Consider the following 24,899-nt stretch of genomic DNA (forward strand, 5'->3'; position numbering starts at 1 on the left):
GTAGGAGCGCGCCTATCAGGGGATGCGCAGCACCGCTTCGCCGCTGGTGACGAACAACTGTTCATCCGGCTGCGGTGCCACCGGATGGCCGCCGGTGAACGCGCCGAACGACGGCAGCACCATACGCTCCGCCCCCACCAGGAAGCACGGCAGCAGCAGCGAATCCCAGCCCGAGCGCAGCCGGTACACCGGATGCACATGCCCGGCCAGCACATACGACGGCACCAGGATGTCGGGATGGTGGCAAAATGCGAACGGGCCAATCACATGCGGCTCATCGGCCATGCAAATGCCGAGCTCGGCCGGTGGATCGCCGGCATGCAGATCGTGGTTGCCACGTACCAGCGTTAGTTGCAGCAGGGGATAGCGCTCCCGCCACGCCCGCATCGCCGACAGCGTGGCCCGTGCGTGCGCCGCCTTGGCATGCAGAAAATCCCCAAGAAACATGATGTGCCGCACCTCATGCAGCGCCAGCAAGGCTTCCAGCGCGCGCAGATTGGCGCCGGTGGTGCCGGCCGGCACCGGCACGCCGAGCGCGCGGAACGCGGCCGCCTTGCCGAAGTGGATATCGGCAATCACCAGCATCGCTTCGCGCGGCCAGTACAGCGCCTTCTGCGGCAGCATTAGCAGGCGTTCGCCGGCAATAGTAATCGCATGGTTCATGGTCCTGCAGCCTTCTCCAGTTCGCGCACCAGGCGGGCCACCCGGTCCGACAGTTTTTCGGTGCTGAGTTTTTCACGGAAGCGCTCCACCATCAGCGCAAAGCCAAACGGTGTGGCGCGCTTGATGGCGTGGAAGCGCACGCTGCGCGCCTGCAGTTCCAGCAGCGTGGCGCGCAGCCGGCCCAGTTCCAGCTCCTGCTCCAGCACTTCGCGCTGGGCCTGGGTCAGCAATAGATTGCCGGCGTCGTGCTGGCTGAACACGGCAAAGAACAGCGAGGCCGAGGCCTGCAACTGGCGCGCACTCTTGCCCTGTCCCGGATAGCCCTGGAACACCAGCCCGGCAATCCGAGCGATTTCGCGGAAGCGCCGCTGCGACAGCTCGGTCGCGTTGAGGCTGGCCAGCACGTCCTCCAGCAGATGGTCGATGCTGAACAGCCCGACCTCGGCCCCGTGCGGCCGTTCCAGCAGCGCATGCCAGTCCAGCTCCTGCGCAGACAGCAATTCAAAGCCGTAATCGTTGACCGCGATCGAAAACGTCACCGGCGTCATGCGGCCCACGCGGTAAGCCAGCAGCGACGCCAGCCCCACATGCACCGAACGCCCGGCAAACGGATACATGAACAGGTGCCGTCCTTCGCGGCTATGCAGGCTTTCGATGACCGTGGTTTCCGCCGTCGGCAGCGACGACCAGCGCTGCTGGATGGCCAGCAGCGGTTGCAGCGCCTGCATCTCCGGTCCCTCGTAGCGGTCCTGTGTGGCCAGGCGCAGCTGCGCCAGCGCCGCGTGCGCCAGCTCGGACGACATCGGCATCCGCCCGCCCTGCCAGCGCGGCACCGCCCCTTTGGCACCTGTGGCACGGCGCACGTAAGCAGTCATCTCATGCAGCCGCACAAATTCCAGGATGCGACCGGCGAACAGGAAGTGATCGCCCTTGCGCAAGCGCGAAATGAACGATTCCTCCACGCTGCCCAGCCGCCCGCCGCTGACATACTTCACCTGCAACGACGCGTCGGAAACTATGGTGCCGATGCCCATGCGATGGCGCCGTCCGAGCGCGGCGTCCGGCACGCGGTAGACGCCCTCCTGGTCGGGCAGCACGCGGCGGTACTCGGGATAGGCCACCAGCGTCTGCCCGCCGCGCGCCACAAAGTCCAGCGCCCACTGCCATTCCTCGTCGCTCAGATGGCGATACGACCAGGCGCTGCGCACCTCGGCCAGCATCGCCCCGGAACGGAAGCCGCCGCCCAGCGCCATCGTCACCAGGTGCTGCACCAGCACGTCCAGCGGCTTTTCCGGCACCGGGCGCGCCTCGATGTCGCGCGCGGCCACCGCCTGAATCGCGCCGGCGGCTTCCAGCAGCTCCAGGCTTTGCGTCGGCACCAGCGTCAGGCGCGACACCCGCCCCGGCGCATGGCCGCTGCGGCCGGCGCGCTGCAGCAAGCGCGCAATACCTTTGGCGCTGCCGATCTGCAGCACCCGCTCGACCGGCAGGAAGTCCACGCCCAGATCCAGGCTGGAGGTACACACCACCGCTTTCAGCAAGCCCTGCTTCAGCCCCTGCTCCACCCACTCCCGCACTTCCTTGTCCAGTGAACCATGATGCAGCGCGATCAGGCCGGCCCAGTCCGGCCGGGCGTCCAGCAGATGCTGATACCACAGCTCCGCCTGCGAGCGGGTATTGGTGAACACCAGCGTGGTGGCGTGCCGCTCGATCTCGGCAATCACCGGTTGCAGCATCTGCACGCCCAGGTGGCCGCCCCACGGGAAGCGCGCCGGATGCTCGGGGATCAGCGTGTCCACCAGCATCTGCTTGGCGACATGGCCTTCGATGATGACACCGTCCGGCGCCAGCACATCGCGTGCGCATTCCAGGTTGCCCAGCGTGGCCGACAAGCCCCACACCAGCAGCGCCGGATTCCATCGCCGCAGGCGCGCCAGCGCCAGCTGGGTCTGCACGCCGCGCTTATTGCCCATCAGCTCGTGCCATTCGTCGACGATGATCATCGCCAGATGCCTGAAACGGTCGGCGGCGTCCGGATGGCTGAGCAGCAGGGTCAGGCTTTCCGGCGTGGTGATCAGCGCGTCTGGCAGGCGCTTGTTCTGGCGCGCCCGCTGGGCGGAGCTGGTGTCGCCGGTGCGCGCTTCAACCTGCCAGTCCGGCGCCGCCTCCTGCAAGGCGCGCAGGGTGTCGGCGGCCAGCGCGCGCATCGGCGTGATCCACAGCACGCGCAGGCCGGCTGGCATCCGCCCACCTGCCGCGCGCGCGGCCGCCACGGCGTGCAGCGCGGCGAACCACACGGCATAGGTCTTGCCGGAGCCGGTGCTGGCGTGCAGCAGCCCGGAATGGCCTTGTGCCGCCGCTTTCCACACGGCGCGCTGGAACGGGAACGCTGTCCAGCCGCGTGCGGCAAACCAGTCCACAGCGTTCATGGCGCTGCCAGCAAATTCTTCAGCGACGCCAATGTGTCCGCCTCCTCCACCGTTTTATCCTCGCGCCGCCGCAGGATGCGCGGGAAGCGCACCGCGATCCCGGATTTATGGCGCGGCGAACTGGCGATGCCCTCGAAACCAATCTCAAACACCATGCTCGGCGTGACACTGCGCACCGGGCCGAATTTCTCTATCGTGGTCTTGCGGATAGCCTGGTCGACCTGGGCGATCTCCGCGTCGGTCAGGCCGGAATAGGCTTTGGCAAATGGCACCAGCTTGCGCTGCTCATCCTCGCCTTCATCCCAGACCGCGAAGGTGTAGTCGGTGTACAGCGAGGCGCGCCGTCCGTGGCCGGCCTGGGCGTAGATCAGCACCGCGTCCACGCTATACGGATCGATCTTCCATTTCCACCAGGTGCCGGCGCTCTTGGTGCGGCCCACGCCATAGCGTGCATCGGCCGCCTTCAGCATCATCCCTTCGACGCCGCGCTCGCGCGACTCGGTGCGGATCAGCGCCAGCTCGTCCCAGCTGTGGGCGACGATCAGCGGCGCCAGGCGCAGCTGCGGCGTGCCTTGCAGGCTGGCGATCAGCTGTTCCAGCAGCATGCGCCGCTCGGCCTGCGGCAGCTCGCGCAGATCGCGGCCATCCAGCTCCAGCACATCGTAGGCGACCATCACTGCCGGCAGCTCGCCGAGCAGCCGTGCCGACACCTGCTTGCGGCCCATGCGTTTCTGCAAATCGGCAAACGGCGCAGGCGCGTGGCCGCCATGCCAGACCAGGATTTCACCATCCAGCACCACGCCGTCCGGCAGGCGCAGCGCAGCCAGCTCCGGGAAGCGCTCGGTGATCAGGTCCTCGCCGCGCGACCATAGCCAGGTCTTGCCTTCGCGCCGCACCAGCTGGGCGCGCATACCATCGTATTTCCATTCGATCTGCCAGTCTTCCAGCGCGCCCAGCGTTTCCGGCGCGCGCTCCAGCTGGTGCGCCAGGAAAAACGGATAGGGCTGGCCGCCGCGCTGCACTTGTTCTTCCGGCGCGTGTTCGGCGATCAGTTGCGCGAAACCGGCGGCGGTCGGGCTGACGCTGCCATCGGTCCAGCCCATCAGCCGTTGCGCGATCAGCTTGCTGTCCAGGCCGGCGATGGCGCTCAGCGCGCGCGTCACCAGCAAGCGCGAGACGCCAACCCGGAAGCCGCCGCCAATCAGCTTGGTCAGCAAAAAGCGTTCACGCGTGTCCAGCTGGTCCCAATACGTGAACAAGGCCGAGCGCACCGCCTCCGGTGCGGCCCCGCGCAAGGGTGCGATGCCCAGCTCGATCCAGTCGGCCAGGCCGATTTCGCTGGGATGCTTGGGCGGCGGCAGGATATGCGCAATGGTTTCGGCCAGGTCACCGACCGCGTGGTAGCACTCGTCAAACAGCCATTCGTCCAGGACCGCGTATTCCATCGCGTACTGGCGCAGCAGCTTGGTCGGCACCGCCTGGCGCGGCTTGCCGCCGGCGAGGAAGTACACCGCCCACGCGGCATCCTGTGGCGCCGCCGTGGTGAAATAGGTCTGTAAGGCCGCCAGCTTGCGGGTGGTGGAAGTCGTCTCGTCCAGCTCGGCGTACAGGCGGGCAAAGTCACGCATGGCCGGCCTCCTCGGCGGGCGCGGCCGGCTCCGTCTCATCGTCGCCATACTCGGTATCGAAGCCGCTGGCCTGCAAGCCCTGCTGCTGCAACCAGCGCACCAGCACGGCAATCGAGCCATGCGTGACGATCACCCGTTGCGCACCAGTCGCCGTGATCGCTTCCAGCAAACCGGGCCAGTCCGCGTGGTCGGACAACACAAAGCCACGGTCCACGCCACGCCGGCGGCGCGCGCCACGCAGCTGCATCCAGCCGCTGGCAAAGGCGTCGCTGAAATCGCCAAAGCGCTTGATCCACGGCGAACCGGCGGCCGACGGCGACGCCAGCACGATGGATTTGCCGATATCATTCTTGGCCACATCGCTGACCATCAGCGTCGAAGGCAGCCACACGCCGCCTTCACGGTACACCTGATTCAGCGTCTGCACCGCACCATGGCAGATGATTGGCCCGATCGCCGGGTCCAGTCCGCTAAGCAGGCGCTGCGCCTTGCCAAAGCTATAGCCCAGCAACACGCTGGCGCGGCCCTGCGCGGCGTTGGCGGCCCACCAGGCGTTGACATCGTCGTAGATTTCCTGTTGCGGCTGCCAGCGGTAGATCGGCAGGCCGAAGGTCGATTCGGTAATGAAGGTGTCGCAGCGCACCGGCTCGAACGGCGCGCAGGTGCTGTCGGCCTCGACCTTGTAGTCGCCCGAGGCCACCCACACCTCGCCGCGATACGCCATGCGCACCTGCGCCGAGCCCAGTACATGGCCGGCCGGATGCAGCGAGATGGTCACGCCGTTATGCACCAGCCGCTCGCCATAGGCCAGGCCGGTGATATTGATCGGCCCCAGCCGCGACTTCATCACATTCACGCCGGGCGCCGCCGCCAGGTAATGCTGGTGGCCGCCGCGCGCGTGGTCGCCGTGCGCATGGGTGATGACGGCCCGCTCCACCGGCCGCCACGGGTCGATGTAGAACTGGCCTGGCACGCAGTACAGACCTTCCTTGCGTACGATCACCATATCTGCAGACATAGGCGGCTTTCAAGTCAAGATGCGCTGATTGTCGCGCAGGGGCCTGCTTCAGTCTGTCAGACAACGCACCTATTCGATCCGTTCCGCCATGAAGCTGACGTTGTCATTCTCGTCGGGCTGGAGAGGCACGCGTTCCTCGCCGACCATCAACATGGCTTCGATATCGATGGGGGGCGGCGGTGGCGTGGGCGTAGTTGCAGGAAACTTGTGTTTGACGGAACGCGATGATTTTCTGGCAGACATAATTCCTCCACTCTGGCGACATGGCGCCGTCGATCAGAGTAGCGCACATCCGCCGCCGGCGCTATCGGATACTGCCTATTTCGCGCGCTGGCGGACAATCGGCTACCATATAGCCCTTGGCGCGTCCGCGCTTGCTTATTTACTGAATAACACATCATGACCTTCACCCTCAGCGACACCGCTTACGGCACCGACAGCGCCGACGCGAAAAACGCCATGTACAACGATCTGCGCCCGCAACTGCAGGGCCTGGTCCACGGCGAAACCGACCTGATCGCCAACACCGCCAATTTCAGCTCGCTGGTATTCAACAGCATGCCGGGCCTGAACTGGGCCGGCTTCTATTTCCTCAAAGGCGATGAACTGGTGCTGGGCCCGTTCCAGGGTAAGCCGGCCTGCATCCGCATCAAGAAAGGCCGTGGCGTCTGCGGCACCACCGTAGTGGAAGGCAAGTCCATCGTCGTGCCTGACGTGCACGCCTTCCCTGGTCACATCGCCTGCGACGTCAACTCGCGTTCGGAACTGGTGGTGCCGGTGCGCGGCCCGGACGGCGCCATCGTCGGCGTGTTCGACCTGGACAGCCCGCTGCCGAACCGCTTCGACCAGACCGACGCCGACGGCATCGAATCGCTGGTCAAGGTGCTGGAAGCAAGCCTGGCTTAATCAGCCTGCGCACGCGCCAGCAGCAGCTGGCGTTCGCGCTCATTCCGCGTCAGCGACGCGGCGCGCGTGAATTCGGCGCGCGCTTCGCTGGCGCGCCCCAGCCTGGCCAGCAGGTCGCCGCGCACGCTGGGCAGTAGATGGTAGTTCTTCAAGGCCGGCGCATCCAGCAGGCTATCCACCACATCCAATCCCGCTTGCGGTCCATACGCCATCGACAGCGCCACGGCGCGATTCAGCTCGACGATCGGCGACGGCGATAATTGCGCCAGCGCGTCGTACAGCGCGGCGATGCGCTGCCAGTCAGTGTCCGCCGCGCGCCGCGCGCGGGCGTGACAGGCGGCGATGGCGGCTTGCAAGGCGTATGGGCCCAAGCCGCGCGTGCCGCCAGTGCTCGACGCATCATCTGCCAGCGCCAGCTGTTCGGATCGCCCCAATGCAGCCAGGCCACGGCGTATCAGCAACTGGTCCCAGCGCGCCCGGTCCTGCTCCAGTAACAGGACCGGCTCGCCGCTCGGCCCGAGCCGGGCGCGGGCGCGCGACGACTGGATTTCCATCAGCGCCACCAGCCCATGCACTTCCGGTTCACGCGGCTGCAATTCCGCCAGGATGCGCCCCAGCCGCAGCGCCTCTTCGCACAGCGCCGGCCGCATCCAGTCAGCGCCTGCGCTGGCCGCATAGCCTTCGTTATAAATCAAATAGATCACTTGCAGCACCGAGGCCAGGCGCTCGCCCAGCTCGTGCGCGCGCGGCGCTTCAAACGGCACTTTGGCTTCTGCCAGCGTGCGCTTGGCGCGCACAATGCGCTGCGCCACGGTTTTCTCCGGTACCAGAAAGGCACGGGCAATTTCATCGGTACTCAAGCCGCCCAGCAGACGCAAGGTGAGCGCTACCCGGCCATCGGTCGGCAGCACCGGGTGGCAGGCGACAAACACCAGCCGCAGCAAGTCGTCGCCGATATCATTCTCCAGCGACTCGGCCACCACCGCTTCCAGGTTGGGCGCGGCGTCCTGCAACTGGCTGTCGAGTTCATAGCTGATCGCCGCTTCTTTCTGCTGGTGCAGCTGACGATGCCGCAGCACATCCAGAGCGCGATTCTTGGCGACTGTAGTCAGCCACGCGGCCGGCTGGTCCGGCACGCCAGTGCCCGGCCAGCGCTCCAGCGCCAGCACCAGCGCGTCCTGCGCCAGTTCCTCGGCCTGCCCGACATCGCGCAGCATGCGCGCCAGCACGGCGATGATTTTGGCGGACTCCATCCGCCATACTGCGTCGACAATCTGGTGGACATCAGCCGCCACGGCTGGCTTTGCTGAAGGCGTTGCGCATGCCCGCTTCCAGCAGCTCGGCACGCAAGCGCTCCTCCGCCTTCACCATCTCCGGCGTGAATTCCACATGTAACTTGCGCTCGCACGCCTCGCGGATTTCCAGTGTGATGTCGCCCGGTTGCGGATATGGGTAAGCCTTGGCCCAGGCAATCGCCTCCTGCTGCGAGGCGGCCTGCAACATCCAGTAGCCGGCGATCAGTTCCTTCACTTCGGTGAACGGTCCATCCACCACCGTGGTTTTGGAATTCGCATAATGCACGCGCGCGGCGCTGCCGCTGCCTTTCAGGCCTTCGCCGGCCAGCAACACGCCTCGCTGCACGCCGCTTTCATTATGCTGGTTCATGACATCGATGACTTCCGGCGGCGGCACGGCATCCGCTTCGGCATCCGCGTCAGAACGCAGGAATACCACGTAGCGCGTCAGCGTCTCCTGGCGTTGCGGGATGGTGCCGGCCGCCGTGCCGCGCTCGTCAAAGCCGATGCAATTGCCGGGACAGCCTGCGTCGCGGATTTCATACACTGCGCCGCTATCGAACAGCGGCCACCAGCGCACCTGCTCGATGATGTCCTCGCGCGACTCGGCTTCCAGCAACACAAACCCGGCCACCAGCTCCTTCGGCGAGAACGGCCCGCGCACCTCAGTCCACTCGCCGTCGCGGCGATGCAGCCGCACCGCTTCCGCGCTGGGGCGCAGGAAGGTGCCCGGCTCCAGCGCCGGCGGCTGTATTCCTCGTTCCGTGCTCTGATTCGCGCGGCGCAGTACCATGAATTCCATTACATCAAGCTCCTGACTAGACTGAGGTAATAAGGTATCACAAGCGCGCCCGCAAAGCGGCCTCCTGGTCCGCCAATTCCGGTGTCATGGCCTCGCCGAAGTCGCTCATTTCATACACCTGGCGGATTTCGATCTCGGATGGCGTGTCGAACGGGTTCGGGCAACGCTTCATCCACTCGATCGCTTCCTGCTTTGAACTCACCTGAATCAGCCAGAAACCGGCCACCAATTCGCTGGTAGCGGCAAACGGGCCGTCAATCACGGCGCGGCTGGCGCCGTCAAAGCGGATGCGCGCGCCCTTGGCGCTCGGATGCAGGCCTTCGCCGGCCAGCAGCACGCCAGCGTTGACCAGTTCCTCGTTGAACTTGCCCATCGCCGTCATCAGTTCCGTGCTGGGCAGCTTGCCGGCTTCCGAGTCGGCGGTGGCTTTCACCAAGATCATGAATCGCATGCGGCTCTCCTTACTGACCGCCGGACGGCATCTGCTTCATCGCTTCCGCCATTTCTTCCGGCGACACATCGCGCACGTGGGTGGCGATCGACCAGTGATGGCCGAACGGGTCGGTCACCTGGCCATAACGATCGCCCCAGAACATGTCCGCTACCGGCATGCGTACCGTGGCGCCAGCGTCCACCGCCTGCTTGAAGGCGGCGTCGACGTCTGGCGAATACAGATGCAGCGTGACCGGGCTGCCTTTCAGCGCTTTGGGGCCCAAGCCGCCATAGGCGGGGAAATCATCGGCCAGCATCAACGTTGATGCACCGATCTGCAGCGACGCATGCATCAGGCGTCCGTCCGGGCCGGGCAGGCGCATCAATTCAACGGCGTTGAAGGCTTTTTTGTAAAACGCGATGGCGTCGGCGGCGCCTTCGCATACCAGGTGTGCGGTGATATTGTCGATCATGGTGGTCTCCTCTGGTTGAATGCTTACTCTATACCCACGACGAAGCAACGCAGCGGAAATCGACACTTTTTTTTAAATTTTTTTGAACAGCAGAGAAAATCGGGTTTGCTCCCCTGGGCGGCTATCCAGTGAAATTTTTCCACCGTGCAATTCCATGATGGCGCGGACGATAGACAGGCCCAGTCCGGCGCCGGAGGTACGCGCCTGATCGGCGCGGTAATAGCGGTCGAAAATGTGCGGCAGATGCTCCGGCGCGATACCGGGGCCACTGTTGCTGACGGTGATCTCGATGCCATCCGGCACCGCGTGCGCCGACAGCGCCACCGTGCCGCCCTGCGGCGTATGGCGGATGGCGTTGGCGACCAGGTTGTTGACGGCGCGCTGCAACAGCACCGGGTCGATATCGGCTTGCAGTGGTTGGGCGTCAACGCTCAGGCGCACGCCGACATCCTCCGCCAGAATCTCGAAATAGTCGTGGATGCGCTGCAGCTCGGCCGACAGGTCCAGCGTCACCCGCTGCAACGCCAGCTGGGCGTTGTCGACCCGCGCCAGGAACAGCGTGTTCTCGATCATGCGCGCCAGCCGTTCGTACTCCTCCAGGTTGGAAGCCAGCAGTTGCTGGTATTCCTCCGCGCTGCGCTGGCGCGCCAGCGCCACCTGCGTCTCGACCATCAGCGTGTTGACCGGCGTGCGCATGTCATGCGCCAGGTCAGCGGCAAAGCCAGACAGGCGCTGCACACCGTCTTCCAGCCGGTTCAGCATGGCGTTGAAGGCTTCGCCCATTTCGCGCAGCTCGACTGGCGCATCCTGCACCGACAAGCGGGTGTTGAGGCGGCTGGTGTGGATCTGGTTGGCCTTGGCGATGACGCTGCGCAAACGCCGCATGCTATGCCGCACCACCACATAGCCCAGTAGCGTCGCCAGCAGCGCGCCGCCGCACAGCGCAAGCAGCAGGTCGACGGAGTAATTACTGAGCAATTTGAGCCGGTCGGAGCGCTCGCGCGCCAGCGTGATCTGCACCGGCTCGTTGCCTGCCATGCCAGTCGCGCGCACCATGCGGCCAACGCCGGCGGCCGGTTGCCAGTCGTGGATATCCTCCAGCGTCAGCGTGCGTCGCGCCGGCACGCTGTCCACCTGCGGCAGCGGCCGCGAGGTCAGCGAGGTCTGCAACAGCGCGCGGCCATCAGCGGCGCTGACCTTCAGCATGAAATCGTTGTGGCCGAACAGCGTGTCGGTCAGCGGTCCCTGATCCTGCGCTATCGCTGCGGCTGACGGCAGGCCGGCGATGATGCGGCGTATCTGATCGACCTTGCCGATCAACTCGGCGTCGTCGCGATACGCCATCTGGCGCTGCAAGGTGTGGTACAGATAGGCACCGACCGCCAGGAAACTGGCCGCCACCACGGCCGACAGCAACAGCGCCACGCGCAGCGTCAGCGACATCGGCCGCCGCACCGGATTCATTCGCGCGCCTCCAGCAGATAGCCCATGCCGCGCATGGTCTGCACCAGCTTGAGCGGATACGGATCGTCGACCTTGGCGCGCAGGCGGCGGACCGCCACATCGACCACATTGGTATCGGAGTCGAAATTCATATCCCACACCATCGAGGCGATCTGCGTGCGCGACAGCACCTCGCCCTGACGCTTGGCCAGCAGATGCAGCAGTGCGAATTCCTTGGCGGTGAGATCGATGCGCTGGCCGCCGCGCGTCACGCGCCGTCGCGGTACATCGATTTCCAGATCGGCCACGCGCAGCACGTCGGCCTCGCGCACCGGGCCACGGCGCAGCAGCGTCTTGACCCGCGCCAGCAGCTCGGCGAACGCAAACGGCTTCACCAGATAGTCGTCCGCGCCCAGCTCCAGGCCCTTGACGCGGTCCGCCACCTCGTCGCGCGCGGTCAGGAACAGCACCGGCGTCTGCTTGCGTTCGCGCAGCCGCGCCAGCACCTTCCAGCCGTCCATCTGCGGCAGCATCACATCCAGCACGATCAGCTCATAGTCGTGTTCCAGCGCCAGCGCCAGACCATCGACGCCATTGCGCGCCAGGTCCGCCACATAGCCGGATTCCTGCAAGCCCTTGACCAGATAATCGCCCGCCTTCGGTTCGTCTTCAACAATCAGTATTTTCATGATGCCCTTATTGTCGGCCTTTTTGCGGCGGCGGGGATTACAAATCTGTCATTTGGAAGCAGCTTCCAGAATCAGCTGCGCGATCTGGTCAGCGTGCGAGATCATCGACAGGTGGCTGGATGCCAGTTCGATCGTCTTGGCGCCCATGCGCTTGGCCAGAAAGCGCTCCAGTTCCGGCGACGTGGTGCGGTCGTTGGCCGACACCGCATAGTAAGTCGGCTTGACCTTCCATGCCGCCTGGGTGGTGCGGCTGCTGAACAGGGTTTGCGAGATACGTCCCTGCCCCGCATACAGCACCCGCGCACGCGCCGGGTCCAGATCGCCTGCAAAGTCGCGCACGAAGGCTTCCTCGCTCAGTTGGGCAAAGCCGTCCGCCGACTTGACCAGGCCCTTGCTGGCTGGCGCCGCCGGGAAGGTGGCCGCCAGCGCGGCGTAGTCTTCGCCGGCGTCCGGCGCGCGCGCCGCCACGTAGACCAGCGCCGCCACCTTGGCGTCGTTGCCCGTTTCGCTGATCACCGTGCCGGCCCACGAGTGGCCAACCAGCACCGCCGGCCCATCCTGCAAGGCCAGCACGCGGCGGGTGGCCTCGGCGTCATCTGCCAGCGAGGTCAGCGGATTCTGTACCGAGGTCACATGCTTGCCGGCCTTTTGCAGCAAGGCGATGACCTCATTCCAGCACGATCCATCGGCATACGCGCCGTGAACCAAGACGATATTATTAACGGCGGCCGACGCCGCGCCCGAAAACAGTAAGGCGCAGGCGCCGGCAAGTAACAGCTTTTTCATGGTGATTCCTTGATGAGTGAATGTGAGCCCAGTATAGAAATCCCGCCCTGACCGCAAGATGACGGCCACATTACAAACAGATGACAAGCACGCCCGATACACCGTGATACATGATAGAAACAATTCTCAAGTCAACGGTCAGCATTAAAACGCTAAAATCCTTCACTAATGTATAACTTCGCTGCACTACAGCATCGCACGGTCATATGATTCAGGGGATTGATTAATCTGGCTCATAGGGTCATGCGGTTCCGCTGCATTATTCAAAATGCTGCACCGCGCTATAGTGTCCGGTCAGTATGTCCCTGGGGGTAACTTTGTGTTAATTGAAATCGTCCGCGTGGCGCTACGGCGTCCCTATACCTTTGTGGTCATGGCCTTGCTGCTGCTGATCGTCGGTCCGCTGGCGGCGCTGCGCACGCCAACCGACATCTTCCCGGATATTAAAATTCCGGTGATCGCCGTCGCCTGGCAGTACACCGGCCAGCCGCCCGACCAGATGGCCGGCCGCGTCTCGACCCAGTTCCAGCGCGCGCTGACTACCACCGTCAACGACATCGAACACATCGAAGCCAACACCTACACCGGCGTCAGCATCGTCAAGATCTTCTTCCAGCCCGGCGTCAATATCGCCGTCGCCAATGCACAGGTGACGGCGATTTCACAGGCGCTGCTGCGCCAGATGCCGGCCGGTATCACGCCTCCGCTGGTGATCAATTACAACGCCGCCACCGTGCCGATCTTGCAAGTGGCCTTGTCCGGCAAGGGCCTGTCCGAACAGCAGCTGTCCGACCTCGGCACCAACACGGTGCGCACACCGCTGGTCAGCGTGCCCGGCGCGGCGATTCCGCTGCCTTACGGCGGCAAGCAGCGCCAGGTGCAGATTGACGTCGACCCGGCGCTGTTGCAGGCGCGCGGCTTGTCGGCGCAGGACATCGCCAACGCGCTGGCGGCGCAGAATGTGCTGACCCCGGTGGGCACGCAGAAAATCGACAGCCTGGAATACACCATCCAGCTGAACAGCGCGCCATCGGCCATCGCCGACCTGGCGCGTCTGCCGGTGCGCGTAGTGAATGGCGCGACCATTTACCTGGGTGACATCGCCAACATCCACGACGGCAACGCGCCGCAAACCAACGTGGTACACGTAGACGGCAGCCGCTCGGTGCTGATGTCGGTGCTGAAGAACGGCTCGGCCTCGACGCTGGCGATTGTCGATGGCATCCGCGCCAAGATCGATACGCTGAAAGTCGGCTGGCCGGAAGCGCTGACGGTCACGCCGATCAACGACCAGTCGGTCTTCGTGCGCGCCGCCATCAAGGGCGTGGCCTCGGAAGGCGTGATCGCCGCCGCGCTGACCAGCCTGATGATCCTGCTGTTCCTCGGCAGCTGGCGCTCCACCATCATCATCGCGGTATCGATCCCGCTGTCCATTCTCGGCTCCATCATCGCCCTGTCGGCGATCGGCGAATCGCTGAACCTGATGACACTGGGCGGCCTGGCGCTGGCGGTCGGCATCCTGGTCGATGACGCCACGGTGACCATCGAAAACATCAACTGGCACCTGGAACACGGCAAGCCGGTGGAAATGGCGATTCTGGACGGCGCGGCGCAGATCACCACGCCGGCCTTCGTGTCGCTGCTGTGTATCTGCATCGTGTTCGTGCCGATGTTCTTCCTCGACGGCGTATCGCGCTTCCTGTTCGTGCCGATGGCCGAGGCGGTGATTTTCGCCATGATCTGCTCCTTCATCCTGTCGCGCACGCTGGTGCCGACCATGGCCAATTACCTGCTGAAGCCGCACGACACCGGCGAAGGCCATGCCCACGGCCACGGCGGCCATGGCACGCCCGAGCCATCGCGCAATCCGCTGGTGCGTTTCCAGCGCGGCTTCGAAGCCCGCTTCGAGCGTCTGCGCGCCGGTTACAGCGGCATACTGGCAGCGGCGGTGGTCAACCGCAAGCGCTTCATCATCGGCTTCATGCTGGTGGTGCTGGCCTCGTTCTCGATGGTGCCTTTCCTGGGCAGTAACTTCTTCCCGGCGGTCGATTCCGGCCAGGTGCTGATCCACGTGCGCGTGCCGGTCGGCACCCGTATCGAGGAAACCGCCGCCCGCTTTGCGCGCATCGAACAGGCGATCCGCCGCGTGATCCCGGCCAACGAAATCGTCACCATGACCGACAACATCGGCATGCCGGCCAGCTCAATCAATATGGTGTACAACAACACCGGCATGATGGGCACGCAGGACGGCGACTTCCAGATCGCCCTCGGCGAGGAGCACGCGCCGACCGCCGAATACGTGCGCAAGCTGCGCAAGGTGCTGCCGGAAGAATTCCCGGACACCACCTTCTCCTTCCCGCCTGCCGACATCGTCAGCCAGATCCTGAACTTCGGTTCACCGGCGCCGATTGACGTGCAGATCCGTGGTGCGAAAATTGGCGACAACTATGTCTACGCCGACAAGCTGCTGAAGCGCATCCGCGCCATTCCTGGCGTGGCCGACGCGCGCATACAGCAGTCCAACAAGTCGCCGGTGTTCAATGTCGATATCGACCGCACCCAGGCGCAGCAGCTGGGCCTGACCACGCGTGACATCACCAACAGCATGGTGGTCAACCTGGCAGGTTCGTCGCAGGTAGCGCCTACCTTCTGGCTGAATCCGGCCAACGGCGTCAGCTACCCGATCGTGATGCAGACCCCGCAGCCGCAGATGGATTCGCTGTCGGCGCTGGCCAACCTGCCGGTCGGCAACGGCGCGACCACCGGCAACGCCACGCTGGGCGGCGTCGCCCGCTTTGAGCGCGGCACCCAGTCGGCCATTGTCAGCCAGTACGACATCCAGCCGATGGTGCAGATCTACGCCGCCACCCAGGACCGCGACCTGGCCTCGGTGGCCAAGGATATTAACCTGGCCATCGAAGCAAGCAAGGCCGATCTGCCGAAAGGCTCGACGGTGCAGATGCTGGGCCAGGTCAAGACCATGGACCGCGCCTTCTCCGGCCTGCTGTTCGGCCTGCTCGGCGCGGTGGTACTGATCTACCTGCTGATCGTGGTCAACTTCCAGTCCTGGCTGGACCCGGCGGTGATCATCTCGGCGCTGCCAGCGGCGCTGGCCGGCATCGTCTGGATGCTGTTTGCGACCAATACCACGCTGTCGGTGCCGGCGCTGACCGGGGCCATCATGTGCATGGGCGTGGCCACCGCCAACTCGGTGCTGGTGATCTCGTTTGCGCGTGAACGCCTGGACGAACTGGGCGACGCCACCGCCGCCGCGCTGGAAGCCGGCTCGGTGCGCTTCCGTCCGGTGCTGATGACCGCGCTGTCGATGATCATCGGCATGCTGCCGATGGCGCTCGGCCTCGGCGACGGCGGCGAGCAGAACGCGCCGCTGGGCCGCGCCGTGATCGGCGGCCTGATCTTCGCCACCACCGCCACGCTGCTGTTCGTGCCTGTGGTATTCAGCCTGGTGCACAAGAAGCACGCGCCCAAAACGACCTCCAACGACCAACCTATTTCCGGAGCACCTGTCCATGCCAACTAACACCACTCGTATGGGTCACAAGCCGCTGGCCCTGGGTCTGATCGTCGTCGCTGCCGCGCTGGTGGCGGCCGGCGTGATAAGCCGCCAGTCGCAAGCCGAACAAGTCAAGCAAGCCAACACGCCAGTCGTGCCGCTGGTCAGCATCCTGCCGCCAGGCCAGGCCGCCGGCCAGGCGCTGGAACTGCCGGCCCGCATCGAACCGTGGGCGCGCGCGCCGATCTATGCGCGCGTCAGCGGCTACCTGAAGAACTGGAACGTCGATATCGGCGCGCCAGTCAAATCCGGCCAGACGCTGGCCGACATCGAAACGCCCGACCTGGACCAGCAGCTGCTGCAAGCCAAGGCCGAACTGGCGACCGCGCGCAGCAACCTGACGCTGGCCACCAGCACCGCCAAGCGCTGGCAAGGTCTGCTGGCGGCGGACGCCGTCTCGCGCCAGGAAGCCGACGAGAAAGCCGGCGACCTGGCAGCCAAGCAATCAGCGGTCAACGCCATGCAGGCGAATGTCGACCGGGTGCAGGCGCTGCAGCGTTATACCCGCCTGGTGGCGCCGTTCGACGGCGTGGTCACCGCGCGCAATACCGACGTCGGTGCGCTGATCAGCGTCGGCGGCTCGCCCGGCTCGGAACTGTTTGTGGTGTCCGACATCAGCCGTCTGCGCGTCTACGTCAATGTGCCGCAGCGCCAGGTGGCCGCGATCAAGGTCGGCGACAAGGCCGAGCTGAGCGTCCCTGAGCGTCCGGGCAAGGTCTATACCGCCACCGTACAGTCGCTGGCGCAAGCCATCAACGCCAGTTCCGGCGCCATGCTGGTACAGCTGACCGTGCAGAACGACAGCCGCGAGCTGCTGCCGGGCGGCTACGCTGCCATCCATTTCAACACGCCGCTGGCCAGCACCGCGCTGAGCATTCCGCCGAGCGCGCTGATTTTCAACAAGGCCGGCACGCAAGTGGCCACCGTCGGCAAGGACGGCCGCGTGGTGGTGAAACCGATCACCGTCAGCCGTGACCTTGGCAATGTACTGGAAGTGGCGTCCGGCATCGACCGCAACGACCAGGTCATCGCCAACCCGCCAGATGGCGTCGCCACCGGCGACCAAGTGCGCGTGGCCGCTGCCAACAACGCAAAGGCCAAGCTGTGAAGGTCCTCTACGCTACCACCTTGGCCCTGGCGCTGGCCGCCTGCGCACAGGCACCGGTGCAACAACCACCAGCCGTGCCACTGGCCGACAGCTTCCGTGATATTCCCGCCGGCTGGACCGACGCAAGCACCAAGGCGCCGCAGTTGCCGGCCGACTGGTGGACCATGTACAACGATCCGCAGCTGGACGCGCTGCAACAGCAGCTGATCGCCAACAGTCCGGACCTGGCCAGCGCATTGGCGCGCTACCAGCAGGCACAGGCCGCCACCGGCGTGGCCCGCTCGGCGCAATCGCCGACGCTGGGCGCGTCGCTGAATGGCCAGCGCCTGCGCCAGTCCGACCTGCGGCCGCTGCGCGGCGCCACCTCGCCGTCCGAGTACAACAGCGGCACGCTGCAATTCGACCTGGGCTATGAAGTGGACCTGTGGGGCCGTATCAGCAAGCAGGTCAGCGCTGGCGAGGCGCAGGAGAAAGCCGCCGGCGCCGATCTGGCCGCCGCCCGGCTATCGCTGCAAATCCAGCTGGCCGATACGCTGCTGGCCCTGCGCGGCGCCGACGCCGACCTCAAGCTGCTGCGCGAAACCGAAGCCGCCTACAAGCGCCAGGCCGAGCTGATGACCCGCCGCCACGACGGCGGCACCGCCTCCGGCCTGGACCTGGCGCGCGCCGAAACACAGCTGGAATCGACCCGCTCGCTGCTGCGCCAGCGCCAAGCGCAGCGCAATGTGCAGGAACACGCGATTGCCGCGCTGGTCGGCGCCAACGCCGCCAGTTTCAGCGTCGCGTCCGATGAACGCGGCGCCTTCGTCACGCCGGCGCTGCCGATCGGCGTGCCGTCGCAGCTGCTGCAGCGCCGTCCGGACATCGCCGCCGCCGCGCTGCGCGTGGCCGCCGCCAGCGACCAGCTGGGCATCGCCCGCACCGCACTGTTCCCGTCGCTGACGCTGGGCGTGTCGGGCGGTTACCAGACCAGCGACTTTGACCGCTTCGCGCGCGCCTCCAATCTGTTCTGGGCGGTTGGCCCAACGCTGGCAGTCAACCTGCTGGATGGCGGCCGCCGCAAGGCGCAGATCGCCGGCGCGGAAGCCGCCCTGGACGAGGCCGGCCAGCGCTACCGTTCGGTGGTGCTGACCGCGTTCCAGCAGGTGGAAGATCAGCTGACGCTGCTCAACAACTATGACGAAGCGGCCAAATCCGATCACCTGGCCGCCTCCGCCGCGCAGCGCGCACTCGACCTGGCCACCAAGCGTTACGATCAGGGCGCGGCCAGTTATCTGGAAGTGGTGACGGCGCAGACTGCCTACCTGCAATCCCGCCGCAGCGAGCTGGACCTGACCACCCGCTACCGCCAGGCTGGCGTGCAGCTGGTCAAAGCCATCGGCGGCGGCTGGGTGGCCGGCTAAGCTGGACAGCTAAGTTGAACAGCTAACAGCTATGGCAAGCGGGACAGGCGCGTTCGGCCGCATGGCGCTACAATGGCAGAGTCGAATGACCAACCAAGGAGTGAGATGATGGCTGTTAAACCTATCAAGATCGATATCGGTCTGACCGAAAAAAGCCGCGCCAAGATCGCCGCCGGCCTGTCCGGCCTGCTGGCCGACAGCTACACGCTGTACCTGATGACCCACAACTTCCACTGGAACGTCAAAGGTCCGATGTTCAACTCGCTGCACCAGATGTTCATGACGCAGTACAGCGAACAATGGACCGCGCTGGACCAGATCGCCGAACGCATCCGCGCACTCGGCTATCCGGCGCCGGGCACCTACGCCCAGTTCGCCAAGCTGGCGACCATCAAGGAAGTTGAAGGCGTGCCGCAAGCGCTGGACATGGTGCGCCACCTGGTGGCAGCACAGGAAGCCACCGCCCGCACCGCGCGCAAGCTGCTGCCGGTCGTGGACGAGGCCGACGATCAGCCTACCGCTGACCTGCTGACCCAGCGTCTGGATGTCCACGAGAAAACCGCGTGGATGTTGCGCAGTCTGCTGGAAGAGTAAAAAAAAGCCGGCTTTCAAGCCGGCTTTCTTTTTGGGGAGGGATTAGAACTCTTCCCACTCCTGGCTTTCATCCGCCGGCGCCTTGCGTGTCGTACCGGATGGCGCTGCGGCCGGCTTGGCCTTGGCGGCTGGCTTGGGCGCCAGTTTCAGCGCTGGCTTGCGTGCCGTGGTCGCTGCTGCCGCAGGCCTGGCGCGGGCTGCTGCCGGTGCCGAAGCAGTCTTGCGTGGCGCGATATTGCCGCCTTCCACCTGGAACACCGACACCATCTCGGCCAGCTTGACCGCCTGCTCCTGCATCGCCTGTGATGCAGCGGCGGCTTCTTCCACCAGCGCGGCATTCTGCTGCGTCACGGTATCCATCTCGGCCACTGCGGTATTGATCTGCTCGATGCCGATTTCCTGCTCGCGGCCAGCTGAGCTGATCTCGCTGATGATATCGGTCACGCGCTTCACGCTGGTGACGATCTCTTCCATCGTGGTGCCAGCTTCATTGACCAAGGCGCTGCCGCTGCCGACCTTCTCCACCGAATCGGTAATCAGTGCCTTGATGTCCTTGGCTGCCGCCGCCGAACGCTGGGCCAGGTTGCGCACCTCGGTGGCCACCACAGCAAAGCCACGGCCCTGCTCGCCGGCACGCGCTGCTTCCACCGCCGCGTTCAGCGCCAGGATGTTGGTCTGGAAGGCGATGCCGTCGATCACGCCGATAATGTCGGCGATTTTGTCGGACGACTGGGTAATCGAACCCATGGTATCGATCACGCGCGTCACCAGCTCGCCGCCCTTGACCGCGATATCCGACGCGGAAGTCGCCAGCGTATTGGCCTGGCGTGCATTGTCCGAGTTCTGGCGCACGGTGGAAGTCAGTTCTTCCAGTGACGAGGCAGTCTCTTCCAGGCTGGCGGCCTGCTGCTCGGTGCGGCGCGACAGATCCAGATTGCCGGCAGCGATTTCGCTGGAAGCAGTAGCGATGGCGTCACTGCCTTCACGCACGCTGCGCACCGTACCGGCCAGGCGTTCCTGCATCTGCTGCAGGCCTTCCATCATCTCGCCCATTTCATCTTTACGGCCCAGCTCAATACGGTTGGACAGATTGCCTTGCGCCATGGCGTGGAAATGCGCAATCGCCTGGTTCAGCGGGCCCATGACGGCACGCAGCAACAGCACGCCGGACACACCGGCCAGCACAATACCAACCACGATTGCGCTGATCGCCAGCATCATATTGCGCTGATAGGCGGCCTGGCTGGCGTCATACTGGTCGGCCGTGGCTTTCAGCTGGTAGCCCGAGAGCTTCTCGGAGCTCTCGGTGTAAAGGCGGAACAGGCGCGTGATTTCGCTCAGCATCAAGCGCTCAATTTCAGGCTTGTTCTTCTCGTTGATGGCCTTGATGGCAACCAGCAGACCGTCCTTGACCAACGCATCGCGCTGGGCGGCGACCTTGTCGGCCAGCTCTTTTTCACCGTCGCCGAACGGCAGCGAGTAGTAGCTCTTCCAGAATTTATCGCTGCCCTCGATGAAGCTCTGGGTGCGCTGCAAGGTTTCCGGCACGTTCGGCGCATCCGGCGCCAGCGCAATGCGGTCCAGCGACAGGCGCGCGCGGTCAATCTGAATCTGCGCTTCGTAAATCGCCTTCATCGACACCATCGAATTGCTGTACACATCCTTCAGCACATTGTTGGAATCGTGCAACGCCAAAATGCCTTTGACGCCGATAAAAATAATGAGTACGCCGAGCAGGGCCATGGTGCCGACCAGCCGGGTACGAATCTTCAGGTTAGCAAACATGAAAGTTTCCTATTGAGTGAGCTAAAAGAGTTCGAACACGGCGGGGGTGGGGCCGTAAAAAGAGAGTCCGCCATGCGAGAGGTGGCATGACGACAGAGATAGGGTTGCGGCTAGCTTAGCTGAATAATTTCCATATAACAAGAAATATCCGCAGGCTCAGCCCTAGTCTCTATTTGGCCAGGAACGCCTCCATCGCCTTGGTTGGACGCCCGTCTGCACCCCAGGCGCTCAGCTCATAGTGGCTCCAGCTGCGCGCACCTTGCGGCTCCCAGTAAATCACACCCAGGCCTTTGTGGCCCGGCACCGCCCTCACCTTCTGCTGCACGGCCACCAGCATGTCATAGGTATTCTGCGCTTGCGTGTCTTCGCCGCCGACTTCCACCACCATCACCTCCTTGCCGTAGCGCGCCGCCAGTTGATTCATATTAGTCGCCAGATCATCGATCGACAACGTGTAATCGGGGCGGCCATCCAACCAGTACGGGTAGTAGGACAGGCCGATCACATCATACTTTGCGCCATTGGCGGTGGCGTTATCGAACCAGGTGCGGAACCACTGCCGGTCATTGCCGCGGTCCAGATGCAGGATGACCCTGGAGCTGGGACTGACCGCTTTTACCGCGTCGTAGCCGCGATTGATCAGTTGCGCCAGCTGCGGCCAGTTATCGGTATGGCCTTCCGGATACAGCATGCCGGTGCGGGTTTCATTGCCGACCTGTACCCACTCCGGCGTCACGCCGGCCTGCTGCAACGCGCTCATCACCTCATGGGTGTGCGCATACACATCGTTCAGCAATTGCGGGAAATCGTGCCCGGCCCAGGCGGCGGGCTTGCGCTGCTGCTGCGGATCGGCCCAGCTGTCGCTGTAGTGGAAATTGATCATGATGCGCATGCCCATCTTCTGCGCGCGCACCGCCATCGCCACGGTTTCATCCTTGCTATTGTGGCCGCTGGCCTTGTCGTTGGACGGGTTGACCCAGGTGCGCAGGCGCACCGTGTTGATGCCGTAGTCTTTGAGGATTTGCAGCAGGTCCTGCTGCCGGCCCTGTTGGTTATAGAAGATGTAGCCGGTGGCTTCCATCTGCGGCAGCCAGCCGATGTCGGCGCCCTTGACGAAGGATTCAGCGTGGGCGGACAGTCCGGCCGCCATCAGCAAAGTGATGAGTAGTTTTTTCATGCCGCCATGCTAGCCCAAAGGCGTGCGGGCGAGGCATGCGGAAAATGCCGCGTGCCATGCGCTTTCGATATGGCGAGGCCTATCCGCATTTGCCGGTATGATAGGCGCCGATTGCACTATTCATCCTGACCACCATGAACGACACCCAGCAGCGCCTGGGCCGCCCGGACGGCGGCTGGCGCCTCAAGCTGTACGCCATCATCTTTGAATCCGACACCCCCAAGGGCCGCGCCTTCGACCTGGCGCTGATCGGCGCGATTCTGCTCAGCGTGCTGGTGGTGGTGCTGGGCAGCGTGCAATCGATCGCTGTTCAGCACGGCGCGTGGCTGCATGCCGCCGAATGGTTCTTCACCGTGCTGTTCACGCTGGAATATGTGGCACGCTGCCTGTGCGTGCAGCGGCCGCTGGTGTATGTGCGCAGCTTCTTCGGCGTGATCGACCTGCTGTCCATCCTGCCCAGCTATATCTCGCTGTTTGTACCGGCCGCGCATGTGGTGCTGGGCGTGCGCATCCTGCGCCTGCTGCGCATCTTCCGCATCCTCAAGCTGACGCTGTACATCCAGGAGTACAGCATGCTGGGCGACGCGCTGCTGGCCAGCCGGCGCAAGATCTTCGTGTTTTTGTCGGTGGTGTTCCTGATCGTGTTCCTGCTGGGGACCGTGATGTATGTGGTTGAAGGACCGGAAAACGGCTACACCAGCATTCCGACCGCCGTCTACTGGGCCATCTCGACCATGACCACGGTCGGCTTTGGCGACCTGGTGCCGAAGACGGATATCGGCCGCGCGATTGCCTCCTTCATGATGCTGCTGGGCTGGGGCATCCTGGCCGTACCAACCGGCATCATCAGCTCCGAGATCACCTACCAGCGCGGCCGCGCCATCCTGCCACTACGGGCCTGTTCCAGCTGCCACAGCACCGGCCACGCCAGCGACGCCCAGTATTGCAAGGACTGTGGTACCGCGATGCCATGATCTAAGCGTTCCGGCAAACCTCATCACCCCAGTTCGGCCAGCAGAAAATCGACCAAGCTGGCCAGCCTGCGGCGCGGGTAAGGGTCCTGCAAATATAGCAGGTGCGCCGGGAGCGGCGGCGGAGCGTACTGATCCAGTACCTCCACCAGCTCACCGCTGCGCAGCGCGTCCAGCAACAGCACTTCAGGCTGCAGGATCAGGCCTGCGCCCGCCAGCGCGGCGGCGCGCAAGGCATAGCCATCGTTGGCGGAGAAGCCCTGCCGCTCCGGCCATGCCAACACGCTGCCGTCGCTCGCCAGCCAACTGGCGTTCCATGCGGGATGCACCAGGCAGCGATGCTGCCGTAAATCCTCCCACGCCATCGGCACGCCCGCGCGCGCCAGATAAGCAGGCGACGCACAGATGCGATTCCGGTACGGCCGCAGCGGCCGCGCCACCAGGCCGGAATCCGGCAAGACACCGATGCGCACGGCGAGATCGATGCCGTCGTCGATCAGATTCACCAGCGCGTTGCCCAGCACCAGCTCAAGCTCCACTTGCGGATGGCGCTGCTGGTATCTGGCCAGCAGCGGCGCAATCATGCTGCCCCCCATGCTGACCGGCGCCGCCACCCGCAATCTGCCGCTGGGCTCCGTCTGCACATCGCGCACCGCTTCCTGCGCGCGGGCGACGTTGTCGAGTATCTCCTTGGCGCTGCGATAAAACAGCAGGCCGGCGTCGGTCAGGCTTTGCTTGCGGGTATTACGTTGAAGCAGGCGCGTGCCCAGCAATTCCTCCAGCTGGCGTATCTGCCGGCCCACCATCACCGTGGTGATGCCCAGCTTGTTACCCGCCAGTGTGAAATTACCGGTTTCGACCACGCACACCAGCACTTCCATGCATCGTAATTTATCCATTCCCGACCATTGCTAACGATTTGTTTAAAGACTTTATCGCGGCCGCTACTTCACCGGGCCGCAGCCGTCGACGAGAATATGCCGCTCCAATGCCAACCTGACCGCAACCATGCATATTCTCTCCCACTTCCCGATTACCGAACAGTGGCCGCCGGCCCATCCTGAGCGTATCCAGCTGTATTCGCTGGCGACACCCAATGGCGTCAAGGTTTCCATCATGCTGGAGGAAACCGGGCTGCCGTACGAGGCGTACCGGATCACACTCGATCAACAGGGGGTGCTGTCGCCGGCCTTCCTGTCCTTGAATCCCAATAATAAGATTCCGGCCATGATTGATCCGGACGGCCCCGATGGCAAGCCGCTGGCGCTGTTCGAGTCCGGCGCCATTCTGCTGTATCTGGCGGAAAAGACCGGCAGCTTCTTGCCCGCCGACGCCGCGCAACGCTACCAAACCATCCAGTGGCTGATGTTCCAGATGGGCGGCGTCGGCCCGATGTTCGGGCAACTGGGATTCTTCCACCGCTTCGCCGGCAAGGAGTACCAAGACAAGCGCCCGCTGCAGCGCTATGTGGCCGAGACGCGGCGCCTGCTGAATGTGCTGGAACAGCGCTTGACCGGGCGCAACTGGATCATGGGCGAGCAATACACGATAGCCGACATGGCGATCTTCCCCTGGGTGCGCATCCTGAGCGGCTATTACCAGGCGTCCGAGCTGCTCAGCCTGGACGATTATCCCCATCTGCAGGCCACGCTGGAGCGCTTCATCGCCCGTCCGGCGGTGGCGCGCGGCCTGGCGATTCCTGGCACCGTTTAATCTGGCT

Annotated in this window: 22 protein-coding genes; 7 read left to right on the top strand and 15 right to left on the bottom strand. The window is 64.5% G+C overall.

The genetic code is table 11. The features are described 5' to 3' along the window. Positions 1–15: 15 nt before the first annotated feature. From pdeM to KW842_RS08315, 5 genes are all read right to left on the bottom strand, one after another. Positions 16–663, bottom strand: a complete 648-nt coding sequence (gene pdeM / locus KW842_RS08295; protein ID WP_218303599.1) for a ligase-associated DNA damage response endonuclease PdeM — start codon at positions 661–663, stop codon at positions 16–18. Further along, positions 660–3,092: a ligase-associated DNA damage response DEXH box helicase gene (locus KW842_RS08300; protein WP_218303600.1), complete on the bottom strand. Its 2,433-nt coding sequence runs from the start codon at positions 3,090–3,092 to the stop codon at positions 660–662. The genes pdeM and KW842_RS08300 overlap by 4 nt, the downstream gene beginning before the upstream one ends. Further along, positions 3,089–4,720: an ATP-dependent DNA ligase gene (locus KW842_RS08305; RefSeq protein ID WP_218303601.1), complete on the bottom strand. Its 1,632-nt coding sequence runs from the start codon at positions 4,718–4,720 to the stop codon at positions 3,089–3,091. The genes KW842_RS08300 and KW842_RS08305 overlap by 4 nt, the downstream gene beginning before the upstream one ends. Continuing rightward, positions 4,713–5,738: a ligase-associated DNA damage response exonuclease gene (locus KW842_RS08310; RefSeq protein ID WP_218303602.1), complete on the bottom strand. Its 1,026-nt coding sequence runs from the start codon at positions 5,736–5,738 to the stop codon at positions 4,713–4,715. Before KW842_RS08310 ends, KW842_RS08305 begins: the two co-directional genes overlap by 8 nt. A 69-nt stretch (positions 5,739–5,807) precedes the next feature. Beyond that, the gene (locus tag KW842_RS08315; protein WP_218303603.1) at positions 5,808–5,981 is read right to left on the bottom strand and encodes a hypothetical protein; all 174 of its coding nucleotides are present in this window, start codon (positions 5,979–5,981) and stop codon (positions 5,808–5,810) included. Positions 5,982–6,137: 156 nt separating this feature from the next. Here KW842_RS08315 and KW842_RS08320 point away from each other — a divergent pair, with 156 nt between their 5' ends. Beyond that, positions 6,138–6,644: a GAF domain-containing protein gene (locus KW842_RS08320; RefSeq protein ID WP_218303604.1), complete on the top strand. Its 507-nt coding sequence runs from the start codon at positions 6,138–6,140 to the stop codon at positions 6,642–6,644. Here the strand turns inward: KW842_RS08320 and KW842_RS08325 are convergent. The 7 genes from KW842_RS08325 to KW842_RS08355 form a co-directional block, all read right to left on the bottom strand. Then, positions 6,641–7,897 carry an RNA polymerase sigma factor gene (locus KW842_RS08325; RefSeq protein ID WP_218303765.1) on the bottom strand — a complete coding sequence of 419 codons (1,257 nt, stop codon included), beginning with the start codon at positions 7,895–7,897 and terminating at the stop codon, positions 6,641–6,643. The two genes, KW842_RS08320 and KW842_RS08325, sit on opposite strands and share 4 nt — an antisense overlap. 31 nt (positions 7,898–7,928) lie before the next feature. Continuing rightward, positions 7,929–8,741, bottom strand: a complete 813-nt coding sequence (locus KW842_RS08330) for a YciI family protein (protein WP_218303605.1) — start codon at positions 8,739–8,741, stop codon at positions 7,929–7,931. A gap of 37 nt (positions 8,742–8,778) precedes the next feature. Further along, the gene (locus KW842_RS08335; RefSeq protein ID WP_218303606.1) at positions 8,779–9,192 is read right to left on the bottom strand and encodes a YciI family protein; all 414 of its coding nucleotides are present in this window, start codon (positions 9,190–9,192) and stop codon (positions 8,779–8,781) included. A 10-nt stretch (positions 9,193–9,202) separates the two neighbouring features. Next, on the bottom strand, positions 9,203–9,646 hold the full coding sequence (locus KW842_RS08340) for a VOC family protein (RefSeq protein ID WP_218303607.1): 444 nt from the start codon (positions 9,644–9,646) through the stop codon (positions 9,203–9,205). A gap of 72 nt (positions 9,647–9,718) precedes the next feature. Then, on the bottom strand, positions 9,719–11,110 hold the full coding sequence (locus tag KW842_RS08345; protein ID WP_218303608.1) for a heavy metal sensor histidine kinase: 1,392 nt from the start codon (positions 11,108–11,110) through the stop codon (positions 9,719–9,721). Then, a complete protein-coding gene (locus tag KW842_RS08350) occupies positions 11,107–11,778 on the bottom strand; it encodes a heavy metal response regulator transcription factor (RefSeq protein WP_218303609.1) in 672 nt (223 codons plus the stop codon). The genes KW842_RS08345 and KW842_RS08350 overlap by 4 nt, the downstream gene beginning before the upstream one ends. A 48-nt stretch (positions 11,779–11,826) precedes the next feature. Beyond that, positions 11,827–12,564 (bottom strand): alpha/beta fold hydrolase, encoded by a 738-nt coding sequence (locus tag KW842_RS08355; protein WP_218303610.1) that lies wholly within the window; start codon positions 12,562–12,564, stop codon positions 11,827–11,829. A gap of 319 nt (positions 12,565–12,883) precedes the next feature. Between KW842_RS08355 and KW842_RS08360 the strand changes: the two genes are divergently transcribed. The 4 genes from KW842_RS08360 (at position 12,884) to KW842_RS08375 (ending at position 19,246) form a co-directional block, all read left to right on the top strand. Beyond that, a complete protein-coding gene (locus KW842_RS08360; protein WP_373925150.1) occupies positions 12,884–16,108 on the top strand; it encodes an efflux RND transporter permease subunit in 3,225 nt (1,074 codons plus the stop codon). Next, positions 16,098–17,249: an efflux RND transporter periplasmic adaptor subunit gene (locus KW842_RS08365; RefSeq protein WP_218303612.1), complete on the top strand. Its 1,152-nt coding sequence runs from the start codon at positions 16,098–16,100 to the stop codon at positions 17,247–17,249. The genes KW842_RS08360 and KW842_RS08365 overlap by 11 nt, the downstream gene beginning before the upstream one ends. Continuing rightward, entirely contained in the window at positions 17,246–18,652 is a 1,407-nt protein-coding gene (locus tag KW842_RS08370) for an efflux transporter outer membrane subunit (protein WP_218303613.1), read from the top strand. Before KW842_RS08365 ends, KW842_RS08370 begins: the two co-directional genes overlap by 4 nt. A 105-nt stretch (positions 18,653–18,757) precedes the next feature. Continuing rightward, a complete protein-coding gene (locus KW842_RS08375) occupies positions 18,758–19,246 on the top strand; it encodes a Dps family protein (RefSeq protein WP_373925151.1) in 489 nt (162 codons plus the stop codon). Positions 19,247–19,288: 42 nt separating this feature from the next. Here the strand turns inward: KW842_RS08375 and KW842_RS08380 are convergent, their stop codons facing one another. Further along, positions 19,289–21,031 carry a methyl-accepting chemotaxis protein gene (locus KW842_RS08380; protein ID WP_218303614.1) on the bottom strand — a complete coding sequence of 581 codons (1,743 nt, stop codon included), beginning with the start codon at positions 21,029–21,031 and terminating at the stop codon, positions 19,289–19,291. A 169-nt stretch (positions 21,032–21,200) separates the two neighbouring features. Beyond that, on the bottom strand, positions 21,201–22,208 hold the full coding sequence (locus KW842_RS08385) for a glycosyl hydrolase 53 family protein (protein WP_218303615.1): 1,008 nt from the start codon (positions 22,206–22,208) through the stop codon (positions 21,201–21,203). Positions 22,209–22,342: 134 nt separating this feature from the next. Between KW842_RS08385 and KW842_RS08390 the strand changes: the two genes are divergently transcribed. After that, entirely contained in the window at positions 22,343–23,182 is an 840-nt protein-coding gene (locus KW842_RS08390) for an ion transporter (RefSeq protein WP_218303616.1), read from the top strand. A 23-nt stretch (positions 23,183–23,205) separates the two neighbouring features. On the opposite strand, the gene KW842_RS08395 is transcribed toward KW842_RS08390, so the two are convergent. Continuing rightward, the gene (locus tag KW842_RS08395) at positions 23,206–24,078 is read right to left on the bottom strand and encodes a LysR substrate-binding domain-containing protein (RefSeq protein WP_218303617.1); all 873 of its coding nucleotides are present in this window, start codon (positions 24,076–24,078) and stop codon (positions 23,206–23,208) included. A gap of 109 nt (positions 24,079–24,187) precedes the next feature. Here KW842_RS08395 and KW842_RS08400 point away from each other — a divergent pair, with 109 nt between their 5' ends. Continuing rightward, complete coding sequence (locus KW842_RS08400) at positions 24,188–24,892, top strand: glutathione binding-like protein (RefSeq protein ID WP_218303618.1); 705 nt, start codon at positions 24,188–24,190, stop codon at positions 24,890–24,892. Positions 24,893–24,899: the final 7 nt, after the last annotated feature.

Source organism: Duganella sp. sic0402 (genome assembly GCF_019219065.1).
Taxonomy (GTDB): Bacteria; Pseudomonadota; Gammaproteobacteria; order Burkholderiales; family Burkholderiaceae_D; genus Rugamonas.